21 protein-coding genes are annotated in these 21,630 nt (G+C 68.8%); 15 read left to right on the top strand and 6 right to left on the bottom strand.

The window, feature by feature from the left end:
* Window positions 1-60 precede the first annotated feature (60 nt).
* Window positions 61-636, top strand: a complete 576-nt coding sequence (locus L324_RS28470) for a Uma2 family endonuclease (RefSeq protein WP_037315440.1) — start codon at window positions 61-63, stop codon at window positions 634-636.
* Between the two features lie 108 nt (window positions 637-744).
* Entirely contained in the window at window positions 745-1,320 is a 576-nt protein-coding gene (locus L324_RS28465; protein WP_037315437.1) for a copper resistance CopC family protein, read from the top strand.
* 2 nt (window positions 1,321-1,322) lie between these two features.
* On the opposite strand, the gene L324_RS28460 is transcribed toward L324_RS28465, so the two are convergent.
* The gene (locus tag L324_RS28460; RefSeq protein ID WP_051174139.1) at window positions 1,323-1,943 is read right to left on the bottom strand and encodes a hypothetical protein; all 621 of its coding nucleotides are present in this window, start codon (window positions 1,941-1,943) and stop codon (window positions 1,323-1,325) included.
* A 113-nt stretch (window positions 1,944-2,056) separates the two neighbouring features.
* Between L324_RS28460 and L324_RS28455 the strand changes: the two genes are divergently transcribed.
* Window positions 2,057-2,566, top strand: a complete 510-nt coding sequence (locus L324_RS28455) for a SigE family RNA polymerase sigma factor (RefSeq protein ID WP_037315434.1) — start codon at window positions 2,057-2,059, stop codon at window positions 2,564-2,566.
* Window positions 2,563-3,318, top strand: coding sequence for a hypothetical protein (locus tag L324_RS28450; protein ID WP_037315431.1), 756 nt, complete (start codon window positions 2,563-2,565; stop codon window positions 3,316-3,318). Before L324_RS28455 ends, L324_RS28450 begins: the two co-directional genes overlap by 4 nt.
* 70 nt (window positions 3,319-3,388) lie before the next feature.
* Here L324_RS28450 and L324_RS28445 read toward each other — a convergent pair whose 3' ends face one another.
* Window positions 3,389-4,348 carry a Gfo/Idh/MocA family protein gene (locus L324_RS28445; protein WP_037315428.1) on the bottom strand — a complete coding sequence of 320 codons (960 nt, stop codon included), beginning with the start codon at window positions 4,346-4,348 and terminating at the stop codon, window positions 3,389-3,391.
* Complete coding sequence (locus L324_RS28440) at window positions 4,345-5,451, bottom strand: DegT/DnrJ/EryC1/StrS family aminotransferase (protein WP_037315425.1); 1,107 nt, start codon at window positions 5,449-5,451, stop codon at window positions 4,345-4,347. Before L324_RS28440 ends, L324_RS28445 begins: the two co-directional genes overlap by 4 nt.
* A gap of 158 nt (window positions 5,452-5,609) precedes the next feature.
* On the opposite strand from L324_RS28440, the gene L324_RS28435 reads away from it, so the two are divergent.
* The 7 genes from L324_RS28435 to L324_RS28405 are packed head-to-tail and all read left to right on the top strand — an operon-like array spanning window position 5,610 to window position 12,013.
* Window positions 5,610-6,335 (top strand): acyl-ACP--UDP-N-acetylglucosamine O-acyltransferase family protein, encoded by a 726-nt coding sequence (locus tag L324_RS28435; protein WP_037315422.1) that lies wholly within the window; start codon window positions 5,610-5,612, stop codon window positions 6,333-6,335.
* A gap of 17 nt (window positions 6,336-6,352) precedes the next feature.
* Entirely contained in the window at window positions 6,353-6,595 is a 243-nt protein-coding gene (locus tag L324_RS28430; protein ID WP_037315419.1) for an acyl carrier protein, read from the top strand.
* Window positions 6,595-7,320, top strand: coding sequence for an SDR family NAD(P)-dependent oxidoreductase (locus L324_RS28425; protein ID WP_037315416.1), 726 nt, complete (start codon window positions 6,595-6,597; stop codon window positions 7,318-7,320). Before L324_RS28430 ends, L324_RS28425 begins: the two co-directional genes overlap by 1 nt.
* On the top strand, window positions 7,320-8,717 hold the full coding sequence (locus tag L324_RS28420) for an AMP-binding protein (RefSeq protein WP_037315413.1): 1,398 nt from the start codon (window positions 7,320-7,322) through the stop codon (window positions 8,715-8,717). The genes L324_RS28425 and L324_RS28420 overlap by 1 nt, the downstream gene beginning before the upstream one ends.
* A complete protein-coding gene (locus L324_RS28415; RefSeq protein WP_037315410.1) occupies window positions 8,714-9,766 on the top strand; it encodes a LuxE/PaaK family acyltransferase in 1,053 nt (350 codons plus the stop codon). The genes L324_RS28420 and L324_RS28415 overlap by 4 nt, the downstream gene beginning before the upstream one ends.
* Complete coding sequence (locus L324_RS28410) at window positions 9,763-11,007, top strand: acyl-CoA reductase (protein ID WP_037315406.1); 1,245 nt, start codon at window positions 9,763-9,765, stop codon at window positions 11,005-11,007. The genes L324_RS28415 and L324_RS28410 overlap by 4 nt, the downstream gene beginning before the upstream one ends.
* A gap of 34 nt (window positions 11,008-11,041) precedes the next feature.
* Entirely contained in the window at window positions 11,042-12,013 is a 972-nt protein-coding gene (locus tag L324_RS28405) for a lysylphosphatidylglycerol synthase transmembrane domain-containing protein (protein WP_037315403.1), read from the top strand.
* Between the two features lie 76 nt (window positions 12,014-12,089).
* Here L324_RS28405 and L324_RS28400 read toward each other — a convergent pair whose 3' ends face one another.
* Entirely contained in the window at window positions 12,090-14,027 is a 1,938-nt protein-coding gene (locus L324_RS28400; protein ID WP_051174138.1) for a DUF6541 family protein, read from the bottom strand.
* Between the two features lie 265 nt (window positions 14,028-14,292).
* Between L324_RS28400 and L324_RS28395 the strand changes: the two genes are divergently transcribed.
* Both L324_RS28395 and wsfD read left to right on the top strand, forming a co-directional pair.
* Window positions 14,293-15,903, top strand: a complete 1,611-nt coding sequence (locus L324_RS28395; protein WP_037315400.1) for a DUF8728 domain-containing protein — start codon at window positions 14,293-14,295, stop codon at window positions 15,901-15,903.
* On the top strand, window positions 15,900-17,366 hold the full coding sequence (gene wsfD, locus L324_RS28390; RefSeq protein ID WP_152547028.1) for a glycan biosynthesis hexose transferase WsfD: 1,467 nt from the start codon (window positions 15,900-15,902) through the stop codon (window positions 17,364-17,366). Before L324_RS28395 ends, wsfD begins: the two co-directional genes overlap by 4 nt.
* Here wsfD and L324_RS28385 read toward each other — a convergent pair.
* Window positions 17,327-18,577 carry a hypothetical protein gene (locus L324_RS28385; RefSeq protein WP_037316551.1) on the bottom strand — a complete coding sequence of 417 codons (1,251 nt, stop codon included), beginning with the start codon at window positions 18,575-18,577 and terminating at the stop codon, window positions 17,327-17,329. The two genes, wsfD and L324_RS28385, sit on opposite strands and share 40 nt — an antisense overlap.
* A gap of 102 nt (window positions 18,578-18,679) precedes the next feature.
* On the opposite strand from L324_RS28385, the gene L324_RS28380 reads away from it, so the two are divergent.
* Window positions 18,680-19,414, top strand: a complete 735-nt coding sequence (locus tag L324_RS28380) for a lysophospholipid acyltransferase family protein (RefSeq protein ID WP_037315394.1) — start codon at window positions 18,680-18,682, stop codon at window positions 19,412-19,414.
* Window positions 19,415-19,441: 27 nt separating this feature from the next.
* Here L324_RS28380 and L324_RS28375 read toward each other — a convergent pair whose 3' ends face one another.
* Window positions 19,442-20,242, bottom strand: coding sequence for an HAD family hydrolase (locus L324_RS28375; RefSeq protein ID WP_037316548.1), 801 nt, complete (start codon window positions 20,240-20,242; stop codon window positions 19,442-19,444).
* Between the two features lie 82 nt (window positions 20,243-20,324).
* On the opposite strand from L324_RS28375, the gene L324_RS28370 reads away from it, so the two are divergent.
* The gene (locus L324_RS28370; protein WP_037315391.1) at window positions 20,325-21,218 is read left to right on the top strand and encodes an LLM class flavin-dependent oxidoreductase; all 894 of its coding nucleotides are present in this window, start codon (window positions 20,325-20,327) and stop codon (window positions 21,216-21,218) included.
* The last annotated feature ends 412 nt before the right edge of the window (window positions 21,219-21,630 follow it).

The following is a 21,630-nucleotide window of genomic DNA, read 5'->3' as shown; positions in this document are numbered from 1 at the left end:
TACCGTTTCGAGAAAACCGTGGGAAGATGGTCTGGTGATCACGGGCGAAGGAGGAGTTCGATGAGTGTTGTGCAGTGGCCTCACCGCCTCCTGACCCTCGACGACTGGGCCGCGTTGCCGGAAGACCCGGAACACCGCGCAGAAGTCGTCGAAGGAGTCTTGGTCGTGTCGCCGCGTCCGTTGTACTTTCACCAGCGTGCGGTCAATCGCCTGACGTATTGGCTCGACGAACAGACATCTCCGGCGCTGAGCGCGATGGGTGAGGCCGAAATGGTCGTCACCGTCGCTCCTTTGACGGTTCGCGTGCCCGATGTGCTGGTGACTTCGGCCCTGGTGGCCGACGAAAACCCCGCCAGGGCGTCTGCCGAGGACGTGCGGCTCGTGATCGAGGTCCTGTCCGAGGGAACCGTCCGCACCGACCGGGTCACCAAGTTCTCCGAGTACGCCGAAGTCGGCATCGAGCACTACTGGATCGTCGACCTGGACGCTCCCGTCAGCATGATCACCTATCGCCTGGTCGACGGCGAGTACGAGAACTTCGGTGAGCACACCGGCAAGCTGAGCCTCGACTTCGACGGCACCCCGATCACCCTCGACCTCGACGCCCTCACCACCCGCCACGCGCAGCGCCCCTGAGTACAGCACCGAGCAGATCACGCTGCTGAGAACCCTCGTCACCACTCACCAGGCTCGCGTCCGGCCACTAGGCTCAGCGTGAGAGTTCCCAGGTGAGAAGGGTGTCTGATGAGGTTCAAGCGGTTCGGTGCGTCGCTGCTGGTCGCCGGGGTGGCGCTGCTGAGTGCGGCGACCCCGGCGATGGCCCACGCGGAACTGAAGAGCAGTGACCCGGCAAGGGGCGCTTCGCTCGCGACGCCGCCGACGCAGGTCAAGCTGACCTTCTCCGGCCCGGTCACCCTCGCCGCGGATCCGATCCAGATCACCGGGCCCGAGAACGCGAAGTGGACCGTCGGACGCGCGGAGGTGGCGGGTGCCGTCGTCACCGCGCCGGTCCAGGCCGTCGGGCCCGTTGGCGAGTACACCCTGCGCTACAAGGTGATCTTCGAGGATTCGCACGAGTCCAGCGGAACGGTGAAGTTCAACCTCAGCGCCCCCGCGGCCCCGCCGTCCTCCAGCAGTGCGGCGGCCCCGGCCAGCAGCGCGGCCCCCGCGACCAGCGCCAACCCGGCGCCGCAGGCGGGCGAGACCACTCCCGAAGGCCTGTTGCCGGTCTGGGTGTGGATCGTCCTCGCGGTCGCCGTGGTCGCCGCCGGCCTCGTCGTCGCGCTCCGCCTCACCCGCCGCAAGAACGACCGGTCCTGACGTCAGCCGTGGCCCACGTCGGTGTTTCCCGCGGGCAGCTTCTTGCCGGAGGCGTCGAAGGCGGCCAGCTTCCGCGGGTCGGCACCCGAGTCGAACCAGAACACGACGATGTTCGGGTCCACGCTCCAGGCGGCCTGATGCGCGGTGACGGTCTTGCCGTTCACCTTCGCGGTGATCTTCGCGGCCGGGCCAGCGTAGTAGCCGAAGGACGGAATGCCGTTCAGCCCGCCGGACACCGCGTGGAAACCGGGCGCCTTGTCGGAGCCGGAGTACTCGTTGGCGACGGTGCCCGCGGTGACCTTGCCGTCGGCCGAGCGGTGTCCGGCCATGATCCCGAAAGTCGTCTCCGGAAGCTGCTCGACGTCGACCTTCACGCCGTAGAACACCAGCTCACCGCCCTCGCCCTGGACGCCGGTGCCGATGACGTCGCCCCACGGCGTGTTGTCCGGTTCCTCGGACGGCCGCACCGGAGCGGCGGCCTCCACAGCCTGCGCGACCGGGACGGGCGCGGGTGCCGGAGCGGGAGTGGCGTTCGCGGTCAGGGTGCTCGAAAGCACGACGGCCAGACCGGCGACCGCGATTCCGCCGCCTGCCAGCAACGTCCGCTTCACGGGTGATTTCATGTGCGGTTCCTCCCAGTGGTCGAAGATCGTTCGGAGACCTCTACGGGAGAGCGGCCGAAAAGGTTGAGGCAACCTTTAGAGTGGTGAACCGTCGAACGGAGATGAGGTCCAGCGTGGCTCGCGGCGATGACGAGTTCGTCGAGTTCGTGCAGAACTCGTCGACCCGTCTGCAGCATGCCGCCTACCTGCTCACCAGCGACAGGCACCAGGCCGAAGACGCCGCCCAGACGGCGCTCGCCAAGACGTATGCCGCCTGGTCGCGGGTACGCCGCAAGGACGCCTACGCCTACGCGCGGCAGGTCCTGGTCAACCACATCATCGACGGCTGGCGGCGCCCGATCCGGGAGAACGCCACCGACGAGGTTCCCGAGCGGTCGGCCGACACGGACGTCGCCGGTGCCGTTGTCCAGCGGAAATGGTTGCTTGACGCGTTGCGTACGCTCACAGACCGGGAGAGGGCGGTCGTGGTGCTCCGGCACTTCTTCGATCTGAAGGAGTCCGATGTGGCGGGTGAGCTGGGGGTCACGGTGGGCACCGTGAAGAGCACCAATTCCCGTGCGCTGAGCAAGCTGCGGATCACCGCGGAGGACGGAACGGAACTGATCGGGGGGCTGGGACGATGACCGACCTCGAGACACTGCGCTCGGCTCTGCGGGAACCGCCCGCCGAGGGGTTCGCCGCGCCCGATCTCGCCGCGATCATGACCAAGGGCAGGCGCATCCGCCGCCGTCGCCGTCTCGCGACCGGCGCGGGCGGGGTCGCCGCCGCCGTGGTGACGGTGCTGGTCATCGTCGGCGCGGTCGCGCTGAAGGAACCGCCGCCGGCCGAGCAGCCGCTCCCGCCCGCCGCGAGCGCGCCCGGCCCGGCTTCGACGTCGACGTCGGCCTTGCCGGAGATACCGGCGCCGTCGGCCACCACGGCGCCGTCGGATCCGCCGCTGGGCGACGTGATCTCACTGGGCATCCGTGGCGATGGCGGCCGGCCGCTGGTGCTCTACGCGGTCGCGATCGACGAGCCCGCCCTGCCGGGCATCCGGTTCGGCCTGCAGGTCGGCTACAGCAACGACGACGGCACCTACGAGGGCCTGCAGAGCACCAACGAGTTCAAGGGATCCGACCGGTCCTTCGGCTTCCACGCCACGGACGGCGGCGACCTGGTCCAGGACACGTTCGTCCCGGTGTTCGGCTATTTCGCCGGTCCGGCGGTGCGGATCGCCAGTACCGTCCGGGGAAAGCCGGTCAACGCGAAGACGGCCGTCTGGTCCGAAGACCCGTCGATCGTCTTCTTCTGGTTCGACCCGGCGGACGTCGGGTCGGCGAACGTCCTCAGCCCGCTCATCGCCTACGACGCCAAGGGCCAGCGCCTCACCAAGTAATGCATTCAGTCCTCTGGATACGGTCGTTGCGCTGGGCAACTACCGCATCCAGAGGACTAAACGCGAAGGATCAAGCGGCGGCTTGCGTCAGCACCTGGTCGACAACGGTGTGCGACGGCAGGATCAGGTCCCGCTCGGTGTCGGCGTCGATCTTTCCTTCGAGCAGTTCGAGGAAGCGGTCCAGCTGGGTCGCCAGCGGCTCCCGCGCGGTGACCAGCTCCGGGATCTCGATGACGGTCTGCTGCCGGTAGCCGAGGCCGTCCGGGGTGACCGAGTCGTGCGAGACGTGCCGGTAGATGGTGACGTCGCGGCGGAGCAGGTCGATCTCGATCATGCGGTCCAGTTCGGACACCCAGAGCGAGCGGACCTTGCGCTGGCCGAGGCGGGACGCGGAAACCGTGGCCAGCCCGGATTCGAACGACAGCACCGTCTCGATGGTGTCTTCGGCGCCTTCGACCGAGTTCGGGTGGAAGTAGCCGGCACCGGAGGCGACCCGCGCCGGGGTCGCGCCGCCGAAGAACTGGATCGCCAGATCGACGTCGTGCACCAGCAGGTCCCACGCGACACCGGTCTTGATGCGCGGCGCGTACGGGCCGTGGCGGCGGGCCATCAGGTGGATCGGCTCGTTGACCAGCGCCCGCGCGGTCATCACGGCCGGGTTGTAGCGCTCCAGGAGTCCGCACATCAGCGGGACGTCCTTCTTCGCCGAAAGCCCCACGATCTCCTGCGAGAATTCGAGGCTGTTGCAGACCGGCTTTTCGACCAGCATCGGCTTGCCCTGGCCCAGGATCTCCTGCGCCAGCTCGTAATGCGCCTCGGTGGCCGAAGCGAGCACGACGGCGTCCACATCGGACAGTGAGCCGATTTCGGGCGTCCACTGGGTTTCGTAGCGTTCGGCGACCTTGCGGCCCGCCTCTTCGCGCGGGTCGATCACGCGGACGAGGTCCACGCGCTCGTTCGCGGCGAGCACACGGGCGTGCAGCGAGCCCATGTTCCCGGTGCCGATGAGGGCGATCTTGTGGGTGGTCATGCGCCGAGTACCTCGCGAACCGTTTCGATGATGGTGTCCAGGTCGGACTCGGAAAGGTGCGGGTGCACCGGCAGGGAAAGCGCCTGCGCGGCAACGGAAGCGGCCACCGGGAAGTCCTCGACCTTCGCGCCGGGGATCAGCGGGTTGTCCCGGTAGCAGTCGTAGTCGAAGACGATCTTCGGGTAGTAGATCCCGTTCCCGATGCCCCGCTCGGTGAGCGCGGCGGCGAGTTCGTCGCGCGACAGGAACGCGTGCGGGCCGACCAGGACGGTGTACTGGTGCCAGACGTGCTCGCGGCCGGGCAGGACCTGCGGGAGGTCGAGACCCGGGGTGCCGGCGAGGCCTTCGGTGAGGCGCTTCGCGTTGGCCTGGCGGGCGGCGGTGAGCTGGTCCAGCTTCTCCAGCTGCGGGATGCCGACGGCGGCGTGCAGGTCGGTCATCCGGTAGTTGTGCCCGGCGACCTCGTACTGGTACCGGGCGCGCATGCCCTGGTTGCGCAGCACGCGCAGGCTGTCCGCCAGCTCGTCGTCGTCCGTGGTGATGACGCCGCCCTCGGCGGTGGTGACGTTCTTGGTGGCGTACAAGGAGAAGCAGCCGATCCCGAAGGAGCCCGACGGCTTGCCCTGGAACGACGCGCCGACGGCCTGCGCGGAGTCCTCGATGATCTTGAGGCCGTGCTCGGCGGCCAGCGGCGTGAGCTTGCCCATGTCCGCGGTCTGCCCGTAGAGGTGCACCGGCATGAGGACCTTGGTGCGGTCGGTGATCGCGGCGGCGACGGCGTCCGGGTCGAGCGCGAAGTCGTCGCGCCGGATGTCGGCGAAGCGGACCGTCGCGCCGGCCTCCAGGATCGCGTTCAGCGTCGCCACGAAGGTGAACGGCGAGGTGATGACCTCGTCGCCCGGCCGCAGGTCGAGCGCCTGGATGGCGGCGACCAGCGCGGTGGTGCCGTTGTTGACGGCGATCGCGTGCTTCGTGCCGGAAACGCTCGCGAACGCGTCCTCGAAGCGCTTGACCATCGGTCCCTGTGCGATGGCGCCGGATCGCAGCACCTCGACGACGAGGTCCTCCGCGTCACGGACGTCGACCACGGTAATGGGGATCATCTGCAAGTCTCTCTCGACTGGGCGTTCTGGTGCGTCCGGTACAGTGAGCCGCCGGTTCTGCGCCCGGCCGCCCTCTCTGGCGCGGGCCACACGTTACCGGGACCGCCGAAGCGCCCAATACCCCAGGCTGCCTCCCAGCCACAACGAACGGATCTCACGTGGTGAACCGCATCCACCCGACAGCAGTCATCGGCGAGGGTGTCGAGCTCGGGGACGACAACGTCATCGGACCGTTCACCGTCATCGTGGGCCCCACCCGCGTCGGGGACGGCAACTGGATCGGCCCGCACGTGACCATCGGGACCCCGGGTGAGGACCGCGGCCGCGAGCACCCGGCCGCCTGGGAGGCCGCGCCGAACGGTGATCCCGATCACGACGGCCACGGGGTCGTCATCGGCAGCCGCAACCGGATCCGCGAGTACGTCAGCGTCCACCAGGGCACCTGGCGCACGACCACCATCGGCGACGGCGGCTACTTCCTGCGTGGCTCCCACATCGCGCACGACTGCCTGGTCGAGGACGCCGTCACGGTCGCGTCGAACGTCATCACCGGTGGCCACTGCCACATCTGGTCCGGGGCGAACCTCGGCATGGGCGCGATCCTGCACCAGCGGGTCGTGGTCGGCCCCGGCGCGATGGTCGGGATGAGCTCCGCGGTCCGCAAGGAGGTGGGCGCGTTCACCATCGCCGTCGGCAACCCCGCCCGGGTCACCGGCGTCAACACGGTGGGCCTGTCCCGGCGAGGGCTGGACGAGGCCACCATCGAGGCGCTGGGACCGTGGCTGAAGGGTAAGGCGGGTCTCCCTGAGGACGGGCTGGCCGACCGGCTGCCCGGCGACCTCTCTACCTTGGTGAAGGCGTGGGACGCCCGTCCGCGCGAGTGAGTACTAGGAGTCGAACGATGGCGGATGTCGCCGGCAAGCTGCGTGAGGTCTTCGTCGAGGCGCTGGATCTAGAGGTCGACAGTGTTGACATTGAAAACCTGAAGTACCGCGACATCGAGGCGTGGGACTCGGTCGGTCACATGGCGCTCGTCGCGGCCATCGAAGACGAGTTCGATGTGGAGTTCGACACCGACCAGGTGATCGACATGTCCAGCTTCAAGGTCGCCGTCGACATGGTCACGGACCTCCAGAACAAGTGATGCTCGAAGGCAAGATCGCCCTGGTCACCGGTGGAACGCGGGGGATCGGGCTCGCGACCGCGCGGGCGCTCGCCGAGGCGGGCGCCACCGTCGTGCTGACCGGCCGTGACGAGGCCAAGGCCAAGGAAGCGGCGGCCGCGGCGGGGGCCGCGAACGGGCTGGCGCTGGACGTCACCGACGCCAAGGCCGTGTCGACGCTGGTCCGCGGGGTGGCCAAGGAGCACGGCAAACTCGACATCGTCGTCGCCAACGCCGGGATCATGGAGGACGCGCTCCTCGGCATGATCCGCGAGGAACTGGTCGACACCACGCTGAGCACGAACGTCGCCGGCACGCTGCACACCGTCCAGGCCGCGGCCAGGGCGATGATGCGCAAGAAGACCGGTGCCATCGTGGTGCTGGCCTCGATCGTCGGCGAGCACGGAAGCGCCGGTCAGACGGTGTACGCGGCGTCGAAGGCGGCGGTGGCGAACATCGCGCGTTCGGCCGCGAAGGAACTCGGCCGGTCCGGCATCCGGGTCAACGCGGTGGCGCCCGGCGTCATCGACACCGACCTGACCTCGGGCCTGAGCGAGGACGCCAAGGCCGAGAACATCGGCAAGACCCCGCTCGGGCGGCTCGGGACGCCCGAGGACGTGGCGAACGCGATCCGGTTCCTCGTCAGTGATGACGCCTCGTTCATCACCGGCCAGGTGCTGGGCATCGATGGAGGACTTGTTCTCTGATGACCCTCTTGGGTGTGGGTGCACGACTGATCGACGTCACGAGCGGCAAGACGCTCGCCGGCGAGGAACTCGACGCCGAGGTCACCCGGGTCGGGGCCGCGTTGTCGCTGCTGCCGCCGGGCGCGCTGTTCGCGCGGATGTCGGTGGACCTCGGAAGCGTGCTGAACTACCTCGGCGCTTTCGAGGCGGGCCGCGCGATCGCGCTGATCGACCCGGCGCTGGACGCCGACGTCCTGGCGGGGCTCATCGAGCGCTTCCGCCCGGCCGCCGTGCTGTCCGCGCCGGACGCGCCCGCACCCGAGGGCTACGGCGTCTCCGACGGACACTGGGTCCGCGAGGCGGGCGAAGGGGTCGAGCCGCATCCGCATCTCGCGGTCCTGCTGCCGACCAGCGGTTCCACCGGGAATCCCAAGTTGGTCCGGCTCTCTCGCGGCGCGGTGCTGTCCAACGCCGACGCGATCGCGCAGGTACTCGGCATCGACCGCGACGAGGTCGCGCCGACCAGCCTCCCGCTGCACTACAGCTACGGCCTGTCCGTCCTGAACTCCCACCTCGTCCGCGGGGCGACCGTGGTCATCGAGCCCTCCGGTGTGCTCGGGCGCGGATTCTGGGACGCGGTCAACGAGCACAAGGTCACCTCGCTCGCCGGGGTCCCGTACCACTACGAGATGTTGCGGCGCCTCAAGTTCGACCCGGCGAAATACCCGACTCTGCGCACGCTGACCCAGGCGGGCGGCAAGCTCCGCGACGACCTCGTCGCCCAGTTCAACGACAAGATCCGCGCGGTCGGCGGGCGGATGTTCGTGATGTACGGGCAGACCGAGGCCGCGCCGCGGATGACCACCGTCCCGGCGGAACGGCTCGCGGAAAAGCTCGGTTCGGCGGGGCCCGCGCTGCCCGGCGGCTCGTTCGCCATCCGGCGCGAGGACGGCTCCGAGACCCAGCATCCGAAGATCGTCGGCGAGGTCGTCTACCGCGGGCCCAACGTGATGATGGGCTACGCCGACGACGAGGCCGGGCTGGCCGCGGGCGACGAATACGGTGGCGTGCTGGCCACCGGCGACCTCGGCTACCTCGACGAGGACGGGTTCCTCTACATCACCGGACGGCTCAAGCGGATCGGCAAGGTCTTCGGCAACCGGGTCAGCCTGGATGATCTCGAGCACGCCGTGCGTTCAGCCTCGGTGGGGATCGACGTCGTGGCCGCCGTCCCGGCCGGGGACAAGGTCGTCCTTTTCGCCGAAGGCGCCGACAAGGACATCTGCAAGGACGCCGCGAAGGCGCTGTCCGAGCGGCTGCACCTGCACACCAGCGGGTTCGACGTCCGCCCCATCGACACCGTGCCGCTGCTCGCCAGCGGCAAGATCGACTACCGGTCGCTGGAGGCCCAGGTATGAGTGTGTTCACGCTTTCGCAGGCCGAGCGCGAGAAGCACCTGCTTCCGCAGCTCGCCGAGCTGACCGCGCACCACCGCGAGAACTCCGAGGGTTACGAGCGCATCCTCTCCTCGCTGGGCATCGCCCGGGACGCGGAGTTCGCCTCGATCGCGGACCTGCCGTGGCTGCCGGTGCGGATGTTCAAGACCCACGACCTGCGCAGCATCCCCGAGTCCGAGATCTTCAAGACGCTGACCTCCTCGGGCACCACCGGCGCGGGCGCGTCGCGGATCTACCTGGACAAGGACGCCGCCGGCGCGCAGACCAAGCAGCTCGGCGCCACGTTGCAGGAGGTCCTCGGCAACGAGCGGCTGCCGATGCTGATGGTCGACACCATCGGCATCATCAAGAACCGCCGGTCCTTCTCCGCGCGCGGTGCGGGTGTGCTGGGCATGGCGAACTTCGGCCGCAAGCACACCTACGTGCTCGACGAGAACGACCAGCCGGACGTCGAGGCGGTCAAGACTTTCCTCGCGACCTACGGCGACAAGCCGTTCCTGATCTTCGGCTTCACCTTCATGGTGTGGCAGTACCTCTACGAAGTCGCGCGTGAGCACAAGCTGGACCTGTCCAACGGGATCCTCATCCACTCCGGCGGCTGGAAGAAGCTGATCGACCGCGCGGTGGACAACACCGAGTTCCGCCGCCGGTTCAAAGAGGACACGGGGCTCACCCGGATCCACAACTACTACGGGATGATCGAGCAGATCGGCACCGTGTTCCTCGAAGGTCCGTCCGGGAACTCCCTGTACTGCCCCGATTTCGCGGACGTCGTGATCCGGGATCCGGAGACTTGGGAAGAGCAGCCGGTCGGTGTCCCCGGGGTGATCGAGGTCGTCAGCACGCTGCCGCGTTCGTACCCGGGGCATGTCCTGCTCACCGAGGATCTCGGTGTCTACAACGGAATCGACGACGGCGACTGGCCGGGCAAGCACTTCTCGGTGCACGGCAGGCTGCCCAAGGCCGAGGCCCGCGGCTGCTCGGACACCTTCCAGGGGGCGGCGGCATGAGCACACTGAACCAGCGTTTCCCGCTCGGCGACGCGATCGAAGTCTCCTCGCTGGTCGAAGAGCTGCGCGCCGAGCCCGTCGGCGGACGGCTGCGTGTCGGCGACCCGCGCGTCGTCGAGTTCCTGACGAAGTTCGCGCGCAAGCTCCTCGCGCCCGCGACCGCGCGCCGCTTCCCGGAGCTGGCTTCGCTCGGTTTCTTCCTGCGCAAGGGAGAGATCGCCAAAGCACTGTCCACTTTGGATATCTCTGGGGACGCGCTGCGGTTCCCGCGCGGGCTGGTCTTCCACGTCCCGCCCGCCAACGTCGACACGATCTTCGTGTACTCGTGGGCGCTTTCCGCGCTGGCGGGCAACCACAACGTCGTCCGCGTGTCGTCGCGTTCGGCCGGGGCCGCGGAAACGGTGCTGGAGGCGCTGAACGCCGCACTGTCCGAAGTGGACGCCGACACCGCCGCCGCGATCACCGCGACGCAGCGCATGGTCACCTACGACCGCAGCGACGAGATCAGCGGCGCGCTGTCGGTCGCCGCGGACCTGCGGGTCATCTGGGGCGGCGACGCCTCGGTCGCGGCACTGCGCAAGTACCCGCTCGCGCCGCACGCGCGCGACCTGACCTTTCCGGACCGGTCGTCGTTCGCGGTCGCGTCGGTACGCGGCTGGCAGAACGCCTCCGAGGCCGAACGCCGTGGCGCGGCCGAAGGTTTCTACAACGACTCCTACTGGTTCGACCAGGCCGCCTGCTCGTCGCCGCGCGCGGTGTTCTGGGTCGGCGACGAGGACGGCGCCCGCGAAGCAGGGCAGGAGTTCCGGAAGCTCCTCGCCGAGGTGCTGGCGACGAAACAGCACGTCACCGAGCCCGCCATGGCCGTCCAGAAGCGGGTTTCGGCCTACGGCGCGGCCGTCGACGGGCTTGTCAACGGCATCGAGTTCCAGGGCAACGGCATCGCGACGCTGGAGCTGGCCGATCCCGCGATCCTGCCGCGTGAGTGGCTCGGTGCGGGCACCTTCGCCAACGCGCGGGTCGACTCGCTTTCCGACCTCGTCCCGATCGTGCTCCGCAAAGATCAAACCGTCGGTCAATTCGGCTTCAGCAAAGAAGAATTGACGCAATTCGTGACGGAATTGGCGGGCCGAGGCGTCGACCGGGTCGTTCCGTTCGGATCGGCCCTGACGTTCTCCGCGATTTGGGACGGCTACGATCTGCTGACTGAGTTCAGCCGCTTGGTGACCGTACAGGCCTGACCTGCGGTGACGAGGTAGCAGCAGAGGAGGTTCAGTGACGACCGTCGAAACGCCCGAAGAGGAGTCTTCGGTTGCTGTAAAACAACCGAAATCCACGAAGGCGAAGATCCTCGACGTCGTCCGCTGGATCGCCATCCTGCTGGTCGTCGCTTTCGCGGCGAAGACACTTGTCACCAATTGGGGTGAATTCTGGCGGACCTTGTCCGAGGTCGCCTGGGAATCCTCCACGTTGAGCCTGCTCGCGCTCGTCGCCGCGATCATGGTGTCGACCTACGGCTGGCAGGTCATGGTCGACGACCTCGGCAAGCCGATCGGCTACGCCCGCGGCGCCCAGATCTGCCTCGTCGGCTCGCTCGGCAAGTACGTGCCGGGGTCGGTGTGGGCGTATCTGCTGCAGATGGAGCTGGGCCGCAAGGCCGGGCTCGCCAGGGCCCGGATCTTCACCGGTTCGCTGATCCAGCTCGGCGTCGGCGTGGTGTCCGCGCTGGTCGTCTCGCTGCTCGCGGCCCCCGCGGTGTTCAGCAACAGCCCGCGGGCGCTGTGGCTGTTCGTGCTCATCCCGGTCGGGCTGGCGATGCTGCATCCGCGCGTGCTCACCTGGGGCACGTCGCTCGTGCTGCGGATCCTGCGCCGTCCGCCGCTGGACCACCGGCTGAGCTGGTCGGTCATCGGGAAGGTGTTCGGCTCGTCGACGGCCGCCTGGGCGCTGCAGGGCGTGCACCTGTGGCTGCTGGCGAACTCGGTGGGCACGCCGGGGTTCAGCGGCTTCGTGCTGTGCGTCGGCGCGATGGCCGTCGCGATGACCGTCGGGACGTTCGCGTTCATCCTGCCCAGCGGGGTCGGCGTCCGAGAGGTCGCCCAGGTCGCCGTGCTCACCGCGTCGGGCCTGACCGTCGTCCAGGCGACGGCGTTCGCCATCGCCTCACGGGTCATGTTCACCGTCGCCGACCTGATCACCGCCGGCGCCGCCGCGCTCTCCGCCCGCCTCGTCTCAACCCGCGTTTAGTCCTCTGGATGCGGTCCTTGCACGCGCAAGGACCGCATCCAGAGGACTAAACGCGTCAAGAACCGGCCAACGTGCGTCAGGGGTTCAGCCGGTAGATGACGGCGTCGGCGTTGCGGTACACCTCGGTGACGAACTTCAGGCCGCCCAGGTCGCGCAGCCCCGCCTGACGCGGCGCGCCCGGCGGGTAGCCGTACTGCCCGAGGATCACCCAGCGCACGTTCAGCCGACGCACGGCCGCCCGCACGTCGGGGTTCGACGGATACTCGCGGAAGTGCCACTCCAGCAGCCGGGCGTCCGACGGCGACAGCGTCTCGTCGAAATGCCCGGACGTCGTACGGACCCCGGACAGCGCGTAGGTCCACACCGTCCCGTCGAGCCGGTCGTTGAGCGCGCGCTCGCCGGGCTTCACGAACTCGGCGAGCTTCTCCATCGCCACGACCTCGTCCGGGCTCACCGGCAGCTTGTGCGGGTTGATACCGGGCGTGTTCGCGTAACCGGGCGCGACCTTCTCCGCGTTGGACCGCGCGTAGAAACCGTCGCTCAGGACCGCGAACCCGCCGAAGACCGCCACCGCGACGAGGAACGCGGGCACCTTCCGGTGTGCCACGGTGTCCCGCAGCCACGCCTGTGACTCGGCGAGCCCGTGCGCGGCGATGACCGCCAGCGGGACGGCCGCCATCGAGATGAACCGGTACGGGTCGTTCCACCACGGCCGCGAAAGCGCCAGCACGATCGGCTGCTCCGAAGAGGCCACCGCGATGTAGGCGAGGCCGGTGAGCAACGCCGTCACGCCGATCCAGCGCAGCGCGCCCGCCCGTGAAAAGAAGATGAAGCCCAGCAGCAACGCCACCGAAAGCCAGATCTGCGGGTACGGCTCGTAGTGCTGGAAACCGAGCAGCGCGCCGAGCGCCGTCGTCGCCCGCCATTCGACCGGCCAGCTGCGGTAGGGCACCTCGCCGTTCGCGAGCCCGAGCGCCCCGAACAGCTGCAACCCGGCCACGACGATCGCGACGACACCGACGATCGCCAGCGCGCGCAGGTCCCGCCCGATCCGCCGCCACCGCTCGCCCGGCGCGACCCAGCGCTGAAGCAGCAGCGGACCGGCGAACAGGATCGCGCCGAACAACGCCGACGAATGCACGCACAGCAGTCCGACCGCCGCGAGCGACAGCACGAAGCCGGTGTCGGGGGCCGGGCGGTCGAGGTACCGCTTCACCGCGACGGCGGCCAGCGGGGTCAGCGCGAGGCCGAGCAGGAACGGCAGCAGCGGCCCCCGGCTCATCGATTCGTACAGCCCCATCACCGGCGCGATGGACACCAGCGCGACCGCGCCCGCGAACACCGCGCGGCCACGGAACACCCGCACCATGGTGACCAGCGACAACGCGAGCAACGACGGCAGCAGCGCGGTGTTCACGTCCAGCGTCAGCGGGATGCTCGCCGGGCTGAGCAGGTACACCACGGACGCGAGCAGGTGATACGCGTTGGGGTAGAACACCGGCGCCGCGTCGCCGTACCAGTTGACCTCGCCGGTGCCGAACAGGCTCCCGTCCCCGGTTTCGGCGATCTCCCGGACGCCGTTCGCGTGGTAGACCGCGTCGAAGCCCTGCGGGATGGCGTCCAGTCTGCCCATCCCGCGCACCACCGCGTACATCCCGACCGCGCTCGCGAGCAGCAGGCACGCCACGACGGCGAGATGCCCTGTCCGCGCCCACAGCGGTTCCTCCGGGGCGGGCGGCCACCGGCGCTGGGTGAGCCGTCGCAGGCCGTAAGCGACACCGGCGAACAAGGCCGTCGCCACCACGTACGTCACGGGAGTGAAGGGGAGACCGAGAGCCGCGGCCCACGGCCCGGAGAGACCACCGATCGCGTAGCTCAGCAGTGGCGTCATCCCCGCCAGCACCCAGCCGCGCAGTCCCGCGGCGAGGCCGGTGAGCAGGCCGGGAAGGCCGATGACGAGCAGAGCGACGCAGACCGTGACGACGTCGGTCAGCGCGGTGGTCTCGGTGGGCACAAGCGTCCTCGGGGTGGGGGAATCCGCACAGAACCCCCGAGGTGCGGAACGGAATGGACAGCCAGATTAAACCGGCAGGACCCGTTACTCGAACGAGTCGCATCCCGACGAGCAGAACGGCGCAACGATGCCTACTCCCCGCAGATAGCGCTCGCCCATTCGTGTCAACTCACTGCGCCGAAAGAAACACCTTGGCCCGGTGATCGATACTTGACCGTAGTCTTTTCAGCAGGGGAGAGGCTCGGCCCGGGAGGGTGGGGATCAGGTGGTGGTCGCGGTCGTCGGCGCCTGGTTCGTGGTGGCCGCCTTCGTCCTCGTGGCCTGGCCCAAGATCGGCGCCGACGAGAATTGGCGCGCCGTCGCGCTCGCGTTGACCCTCGGTTTCTCCCTGGTGCACCAGCTGGTGTTCTCCACCATCGCGGAAGACGCGTACATCACTTTCCGCTACGCGCAGAACATCGCCGACGGCAATGGCCCGGTGTTCAACACGGGCGAACGGATCGAGGGGTACGCGAATTTCCTCTGGATGATCGCGATCGCGTTGCCGAAGGCCGCTTTCGGGGCCGATATCGAGACGTCGGCCATCGTGCTCGGCGTCCTCGCCACCCTCGGCGCCGTCCTGGTCGCGTATGTGACGGTGAACCGGGTGGTCGCGAGGGCCGCGGGCGAGCCTCGGCCGGCCTACGGCGTGGCCGCCGCGGTGCTCGTCGCGGGCGCCGGCGGGCTCGCCGCGTACGGCGGTTCCGGCACCGAGACGCCGTTGTTCGTACTGCTCATGTTCGGTGTCTTCGCGTCGCTCGCGGCCCGGCGCCCGGTCTTCGCCGGTGTCCTCGTGGCCTTCGCGATGATGACGCGCCCCTCGGGAACGCTGCTCGCGGTGCTCGTCGGGGGCTGGCTGGTCATCGGCGCGCTGCGCGGCCGGTACACCTGGTGGTCGCCGGCGGGCTGGCTGCTCGGCGCGCTCGTCTTCGTCGCGCCGTGGACGGCGTGGCGGGTCACCTACTACAACCACGTCCTGCCGACCTCGGTCCTCATCCCCTTCGACATCGATGTCCGCGCGCGGATCGATCTCGGCTGGCGGTACCTCTCGGGGTTCTCGGTGGTCCACCAGGGGTTCCTGCTGCTCGGCCTGGTCGCGGCGGTGGCGTTGGTGCTGCGCCGCAACGGCCGTACGCCGCAGGAGGCCGAGGCCAGGTCACTGACCTGGCTGATGCTCGTCACCGCCGTCGTGCTCACCGGCTTCGTGGTCTTCTTCGGCGGCGACGCCGGGCCCGCGTGGCGTCTGCTGGCGCCGATCCCGCCGCTGCTGGCGGTGGCGGCGGTGTCGGTCTACGGCGTGCTCACCGCGGTCACGAAACCGAGCCCGCGGCCGAGGACGCCCGTCCGGCGGCTCATGCCCGCCGCCGCGCTGACGCTGTCCGGGCTCGCGGTGGTGACCTCGGTGTTCAGCCCGGACATGCTGACCCGCGTGCGCGCCTGGCACGACCACGGCGCCCAGATGGAGGAGATCGGCCGCTGGCTCGACGGCTACCTGCCACCCGGTTCGGTCGTGAGCACGTCCGCGCCCGGCGTGCTCTCGTACCACGCCGGGACGCAACTGCAGATCGTCGGCGTCCGCGGCCAGACCGAGGACACGGGCGAGGCGGTCGTCTCCCGGCGGCGTCCGACGATCGCCGTCATCACCGACAGCGGCTACTCGGCGGCACAGTCCTGCGTGATGGATCCGGCGTACGCGCTGAGGTACCGCGTCGCGACCTTCGTGCGTGAAGGCACTTCGATGTGGCTCACCGTGTTCTTACGGGCCGATGTCGAACGGTCGGTCATCGCGGCCCTCGACTTCTCGCCCGATTTCCGCCACGTACCGTGCCCTTCGTGAGTGTCGAGGAACGCGCCCCCGTCAGCCGACCAGTTGCGCTTGAAGCACCTTCGCGCCTGTTCGGCCTCGGCGTGTTCGCCGCCGCGCTCACCGTGCTGCTCGTCCGCTTCCTCGTGCCGCGGCCGGTCGCGATGTCCGACAACGGCGACGGCTTCCGTGTGCTGTGCGGCGCGGGCATTCCCTGGAAGGGCAAGCCGGAGCCGTTCGTCCGGCTCGAATACACCGTCCCGGCGGGCGAATGCGACGCGACGTATCTGCTGAGCCAGAGCTGGTTCGCGAGGATCGCCCGGTCGTTCGGGGGACTGCTCGGCCTGGATTCGACGCTCAGCCTGGTCGTCCTCGGCGTGCTCATGAGCGTCCTCGCCGCCGCCGCGGTCGCGCTGATCGTCGTCGGCCTGCCGTACTCGCGGCGCGTCCGCGGCCTCGCGGCAGCCGGGCTCCTGCTGGTCGTCGCGGACTCCGCGTTCTTCGGCTACTTCGCGTCCGTGCTGGGCGAAGGCGCCGCGTTCCTCGGCCTGCTCCTCGCCGTCGGTGGCCTGCTGGTGGCCGCGCGCCCGGGCCTGTGGCGCTACGCGGGCCTCGCGGTGTTGTCGTTCGGCGGCATCATCGCGGTCAACGCCAAGGTGCAGACCCTGATGGTCCTGCCGCTGCTGGCGCTGGCCGTGCTTCTTGTCCGCCCGGCTGGTCTACGCGGTCTGAAGCGCTGGCTGCCCGCTGTCTTCGTCATCGGCGTTCTCGCCGGGGGAACGGCCTACGCTCAGCAGACCGTCGAACCGGCGAAGCTGCCCGATGGCTCCCTCGCCGCGCGCCCCGGCGACGATTCACGCGAGATCAACATGTTCAACACGATCTTTCTGACCATTGTGGACGGTCGGCACGACACCGGTGCCGATCTGGCCGCGCTGGGGCTGCCCGCCTCGTTCGGCCAGTACGCGGGCAACGGCTGGTGGCATCCGAAGCCCGCCACGCTGGATCCCGAGTACCCGGAGTACCGCGAGCGGATCAGCAGGCGCAACGTCGTCGAGTACTTCGCGACGCATCCTTGGCGCACCACGGAGATCCTGCACCGCGCCGCGGGTGACCTGCTGACCGCGCGGCCGCCCTACCTCGGCAGCTTCGACCAGTCGGCCGGATTCGCCCCCGAAGCACAGGAATACCGCGTCCCGGTGGCGTCGACCGTCACGAAACTCTTGGCACCACTGGGTTTCTTCGCCTTGCTGCCGATCTGGTTCCTGCTCGCCTGGCGTGGCTGGAGGACCCGGCGCGACGCGCTGGGCGTCGCGCTCGGGTTCCTCCTCGCCGTCGCCGCCGGGCAGTTCGCGCTGGCGGCGCTGGGCGACGGCCTGGAGAACGTCAAGCACCAGGTCATCGCGTTGTACTGCACGCTGCTCGGCGTCGTCCTGGCGCTGGTGACCTTCGCGCGTCAGGACGACTTGACGTCCCCGACGTCCAAAGTCCCTTGATGTGCCCGGAAGCCGTTGAAGCCCTTGCCGAGCCCCCAGCGCGGCGTCGTCGGAAACGACACCAGGGCGGCGAAGATCAGTAGTGCGACGGCGTCGGCCCAGAACACCGCCGCGCCCGTGACGATCCGCAGGTTCACCGCGGCGTAAAGGTAGAACAGCGCGCCGACCCAGAGCCGCCGTCCCTCACCCCGCTGCTGGTCGAGCACGACGGCGACGAGCGCGACGATCAGCGGCGCCATCATCACGAACACCCGCGGGGTGTCGGTCGCGACGAGCCGTCCGGCCAGGCAGCAGGCGAACAGCCAGACACTGGCGATCAGCAGTTCCGCGCGCAGGCCATGCCGACGGTACTGCTGGTAGAGGCCGTAACCGAAGATCAGCCAGAAGAAGTGGAACGTGCTGAACAGCTCGACCTGGCCGGTGCCCTTGCTCGCGTTGAGCGCGAAGCGGATGTTGTCGAGCAGGCCGCTGTTGGACTGGCCCGCCCCGAAGCCGTAGTCGCCGCCGATGAGGTTCTGCGCCCAGATCCGGTAACCGATGTAGATCCCGGTGGCTACCACGAAAACGCCGATGCCCCCCAGGACATCGCGGTCGCGGAAAGAACGGCCGCGCGTCCACGCGATCAGCGGGTACAAGGGCGCCAGCAGGAGCGTCGTCTCCTTGTTGACCGCGCCGAGCACGATGACGATCGCGAACGGGATCAGCTTGCGCTTGAGGACGAACCAGATCGCGAGCAGGTAGAGCAGGTTGTTGAGCGGGTCGACCAGCCACGGGTTGCTGAAGGCGTAGGGCGCGTACCAGAACGTGCAGGCCAGCGCGACGGCGGCGAGTACCGCGGTGAACAGCTGCAGCTTCAGGTACGAACGCAGGAATTCGAAGAAGACGAGGATCGTTGCGAGCGTGACCACGAAGGTGAAGCCGACCCAGAGCACGTCGAGCGAGAGCCCGGTCAGCAGGTTGCCGCGGTGGACGATCCACGGGCTCAGCATCCGCAACGCGAACGGGTTGTCCACCGCCGCGCCGGTCTGCTCGGACATCCGGTAGTAGTTGATCGCGTCGCCCCAGGCCTGCTCGTGCGGCTTGGGGAACTTGGGCATGAACGAGATCAGGTTGATCAGGGAAACCGTGCCCAGCGCGAGATATGCCCAGAGGCGCTGAGTGCCGGGTCTTCCTCGCGGCAGCAAGGTGATTTCGGTGGTTTCGTGCGTCACCGACCACATTTTAGGGCATTGACCTGCGGTTACGACGCGAACGTCCGCATGTGACCTACGCGACCGTAGGTTGGTTACCCTACGGTAGCGTAACCTGAACGAATGGCTGAGCTCGTTTACCCGCCCGTCATCATGGCGGCGAAGTTGATGTTCCGGGTGCTGGACAACCGCATCCGGGTGGAGGGGACCGAGCACATCCCGGCCACCGGCGGGGCGGTCATCGCCTGCAACCACGTGAGCTACCTGGACTTCATCTTCTGCGGTCTCGGCGCGCAGCCGGCGAAACGCCTGGTCAGGTTCATGGCGAAGAAGGAGATCTTCGCCAACCGGATCGCCGGACCGCTCATGCGCGGGATGCACCACATCTCCGTCGACCGCGGCGCGGGTCTCGCGTCGTACCGGGAAGCCGTCGAACGGCTGAAGGCCGGAGAGGTCGTCGGGGTGTTCCCCGAGGCCACGATCAGCCGCTCGTTCACCGTGAAGGACATCAAATCCGGCGCGGTCCGCATGGCCGCCGAAGCCGGTGTCCCGGTCGTCCCGATGGCGCTGTGGGGCACCCAGCGGCTGTGGACCAAGGGCCACCCGAAGGATCTCACCAAACGCCACGTCCCGATCTCGATCCTCGTCGGCGAGCCGATCCACCCGAAGTCCGACGACGACGCCGAAGTCCTGACGAAGGACCTCCGCGGGCGGATGTCCGCGCTCGTGGACCGGGTCCAGGCGGACTACCCGGAGAAGCCGGCCTCCGACGAGGAGCGCTGGTGGCTTCCCGCGCACCTCGGCGGCACCGCGCCGACCCCGGAAGAGGCCGCCGAACTGGACCGCGAGCGCCGCTAGAACACCACGCCGGTTCGGGGTCGGCGGTCAGAACCAGCGTTCGAGGACCTGCGCGACGCCGTCTTCGGAGTTCGGCGCCGTCACCTCGTCGGCGACGTCCAGGACGTAGCGGTGCCCGTTGGCCATCGCCACCCCGTGCCCGGCCCAGCCGAGCATTTCGACGTCGTTGGGCATGTCGCCGAACGCGATGACCCGCTCGGCCGGGACACCCAGCCGTCCGGCCACCTCGGCCAGCCCGGTCGCCTTCGTGATGCCGTGCGCGGCGACTTCGATCAGGCCCGAGTTCGTCGAGTAGGTGATGTCGACCGAACCGTCGAGCACCTCGCGCGCCGCCCGCGCCATCTCGTCGGAACTCATCCCGCGCCTGCTGATCATCAGCTTGATCGCCGGATGTCCCAGCACCTCGGCCCGCGGCGCTTCCGTGCCCTCGTGGTTGCCCCAGGGGTTGTGATAATCCGGCTCGATCACGAAATTGCGCATATGCGGGTCCCGCGCGGACTCGCCGATCCGCTCCGCGGCGTACCGGCAGCCGGGAAGAGCGTGATCAAGAGCACTCACCGTGTCGTGCAGCAGCTGGGGTTCCAGGAGGCCGTGGACCGCCACGATCCGGTCGGTCCCGATCTCGTACAGCACCGCGCCGTTCGCGCAGACGGCGTAACCGGTCAGGTCGAGTGGGTCCGCGATCGGGGCGATCCAGCGTGGCGGACGGCCGCTGACCAGCACGAACGGCACCCCGGCCTCGGTGACACGACGGACGATGTCGACCGTGCGTTCGGTCAGGACCTCCATCGGGCCGAGCAGGGTGCCGTCGACGTCGGAGGCGATCAGAAGGGGTTTTTCCACCGTCACATTGTCCCCGAAGATCCGCCCATCGGGCGAAGGACCGACGGGGACCGCTACCTTCCCGGATGTGCGCGTAGGCATCGTGATCCTTCCGGAAGATCGTTGGTGGGCGGCAGAGCCGAAATGGCGGGCCGCCGAGGAATACGGCTTCGACCACGCTTGGACGTACGACCATCTCGGCTGGCGGACTCTCGTCGACGGCCCCTGGTTCAGTGCGATGCCAACGTTGACGGCGGCCGCCATGGTCACGTCCCGGATCAGACTGGGCACCTTCGTCGCGTCACCGGTCGCCCGGCATCCGGTGCCGTTCGCCCGTGAGCTGATCACCCTCGACGACATCTCCGACGGCCGCTTCATCCTCGGCGTGGGCGCGGGTGTGCCGCACACCCACTACGACGCCGCGGTCCTCGACGGCCCGGAGCTGTCGGCGAAGGAGCGGACCGACCGGTTCACCGAGTTCGTCGAAGCGCTCGACGGCCTGCTGATGACCGACGGTTTCGACTTCGAGGGCGAGTACTACCGGGCCAAGGGCGCGCGGAACCTGCCCGGCTGCGTGCAGCGGCCGCGATTGCCGTTCCTGGTGGCCGCGAACGGTCCGCGCACGATGACGCTCGCCGCGCGGTTCGGCGCGGGCTGGGCCACCACCGGCATCAAGTCGGACACCCAGGACGAGTGGTGGAAGGGCGTCGCGGAACTCGTGAAGACCTTCGACGAGCGGGTCGAGGCGGCGGGCCGGGACAGGACGAGCGTCCAGCGGTTCCTGAGCCTCGACGCGGCGCCGGTCTTCTCGCTCTCCAGCGTCGGCGCGTTCGCCGACGCCGCCGGGCGGGCCGGGGAACTCGGGTTCACCGACATCGTCACGCACTGGCCGCGGTCCGGCGACTACTACGTCGGCCGCGAGTCGACACTCGAAGAGGTCGTCAGCGACGTACTCCCGGTACTCCAAGGAAGAAACTCTTAGTCCGAACGGGTGACGTTGGCGGCCCCAGTAAACCAGTTCCGCCTAACAGCCGTCTGAGGGATGAGTACAGCGAGTGGGTGTAGCCGGTGTCGGCTACCCCTCATGGGTCACCCCGGGGGTGAATGGGGGACGAAGGCTCGCGTGGTCGCGGCAGGGGCAGTCCGCGACCACGCGAGCCCTTTTTCGTACCGGGGGCTCTACCGCCTCGCCCGGCTCCCCGGAACCCGAGGCGGTTTAGTCGACTACTTGCGAGGTCTGGGCCTGGTCAGGCCACTCAGGACCCGTGGGGGCAGGGGCTGAAGGACGCTTTCCCCGCATGAGATGCGAGGAAAGCGTCCTTCACCGCATGAGATGAGAGGAAAGGCCCCTTCGCCCACGCGCCAACCGCCAAGGTCGGACCTCGCATTTAGTC

Source organism: Amycolatopsis orientalis DSM 40040 = KCTC 9412, assembly GCF_000478275.1.
In the GTDB taxonomy this organism is placed as follows: domain Bacteria; phylum Actinomycetota; class Actinomycetes; order Mycobacteriales; family Pseudonocardiaceae; genus Amycolatopsis; species Amycolatopsis orientalis.
Note: the sequence above shows the minus strand (reverse complement) of the source record. Positions and strands in the feature narration are given on the sequence as shown.

Coding starts and splice junctions, on each gene's coding strand:
- L324_RS28470 (WP_037315440.1), top strand. CDS start 61: ATGAGTGTTGTGCAGTGGCCTCACCGCCTCCTGACCCTCGACGACTGG.
- L324_RS28465 (WP_037315437.1), top strand. CDS start 745: ATGAGGTTCAAGCGGTTCGGTGCGTCGCTGCTGGTCGCCGGGGTGGCG.
- L324_RS28460 (WP_051174139.1), bottom strand. CDS start 1,943: ATGAAATCACCCGTGAAGCGGACGTTGCTGGCAGGCGGCGGAATCGCG.
- L324_RS28450 (WP_037315431.1), top strand. CDS start 2,563: ATGACCGACCTCGAGACACTGCGCTCGGCTCTGCGGGAACCGCCCGCC.
- L324_RS28445 (WP_037315428.1), bottom strand. CDS start 4,348: ATGACCACCCACAAGATCGCCCTCATCGGCACCGGGAACATGGGCTCG.
- L324_RS28440 (WP_037315425.1), bottom strand. CDS start 5,451: ATGATCCCCATTACCGTGGTCGACGTCCGTGACGCGGAGGACCTCGTC.
- L324_RS28430 (WP_037315419.1), top strand. CDS start 6,353: ATGGCGGATGTCGCCGGCAAGCTGCGTGAGGTCTTCGTCGAGGCGCTG.
- L324_RS28425 (WP_037315416.1), top strand. CDS start 6,595: ATGCTCGAAGGCAAGATCGCCCTGGTCACCGGTGGAACGCGGGGGATC.
- L324_RS28420 (WP_037315413.1), top strand. CDS start 7,320: ATGACCCTCTTGGGTGTGGGTGCACGACTGATCGACGTCACGAGCGGC.
- L324_RS28415 (WP_037315410.1), top strand. CDS start 8,714: ATGAGTGTGTTCACGCTTTCGCAGGCCGAGCGCGAGAAGCACCTGCTT.
- L324_RS28410 (WP_037315406.1), top strand. CDS start 9,763: ATGAGCACACTGAACCAGCGTTTCCCGCTCGGCGACGCGATCGAAGTC.
- L324_RS28380 (WP_037315394.1), top strand. CDS start 18,680: ATGGCTGAGCTCGTTTACCCGCCCGTCATCATGGCGGCGAAGTTGATG.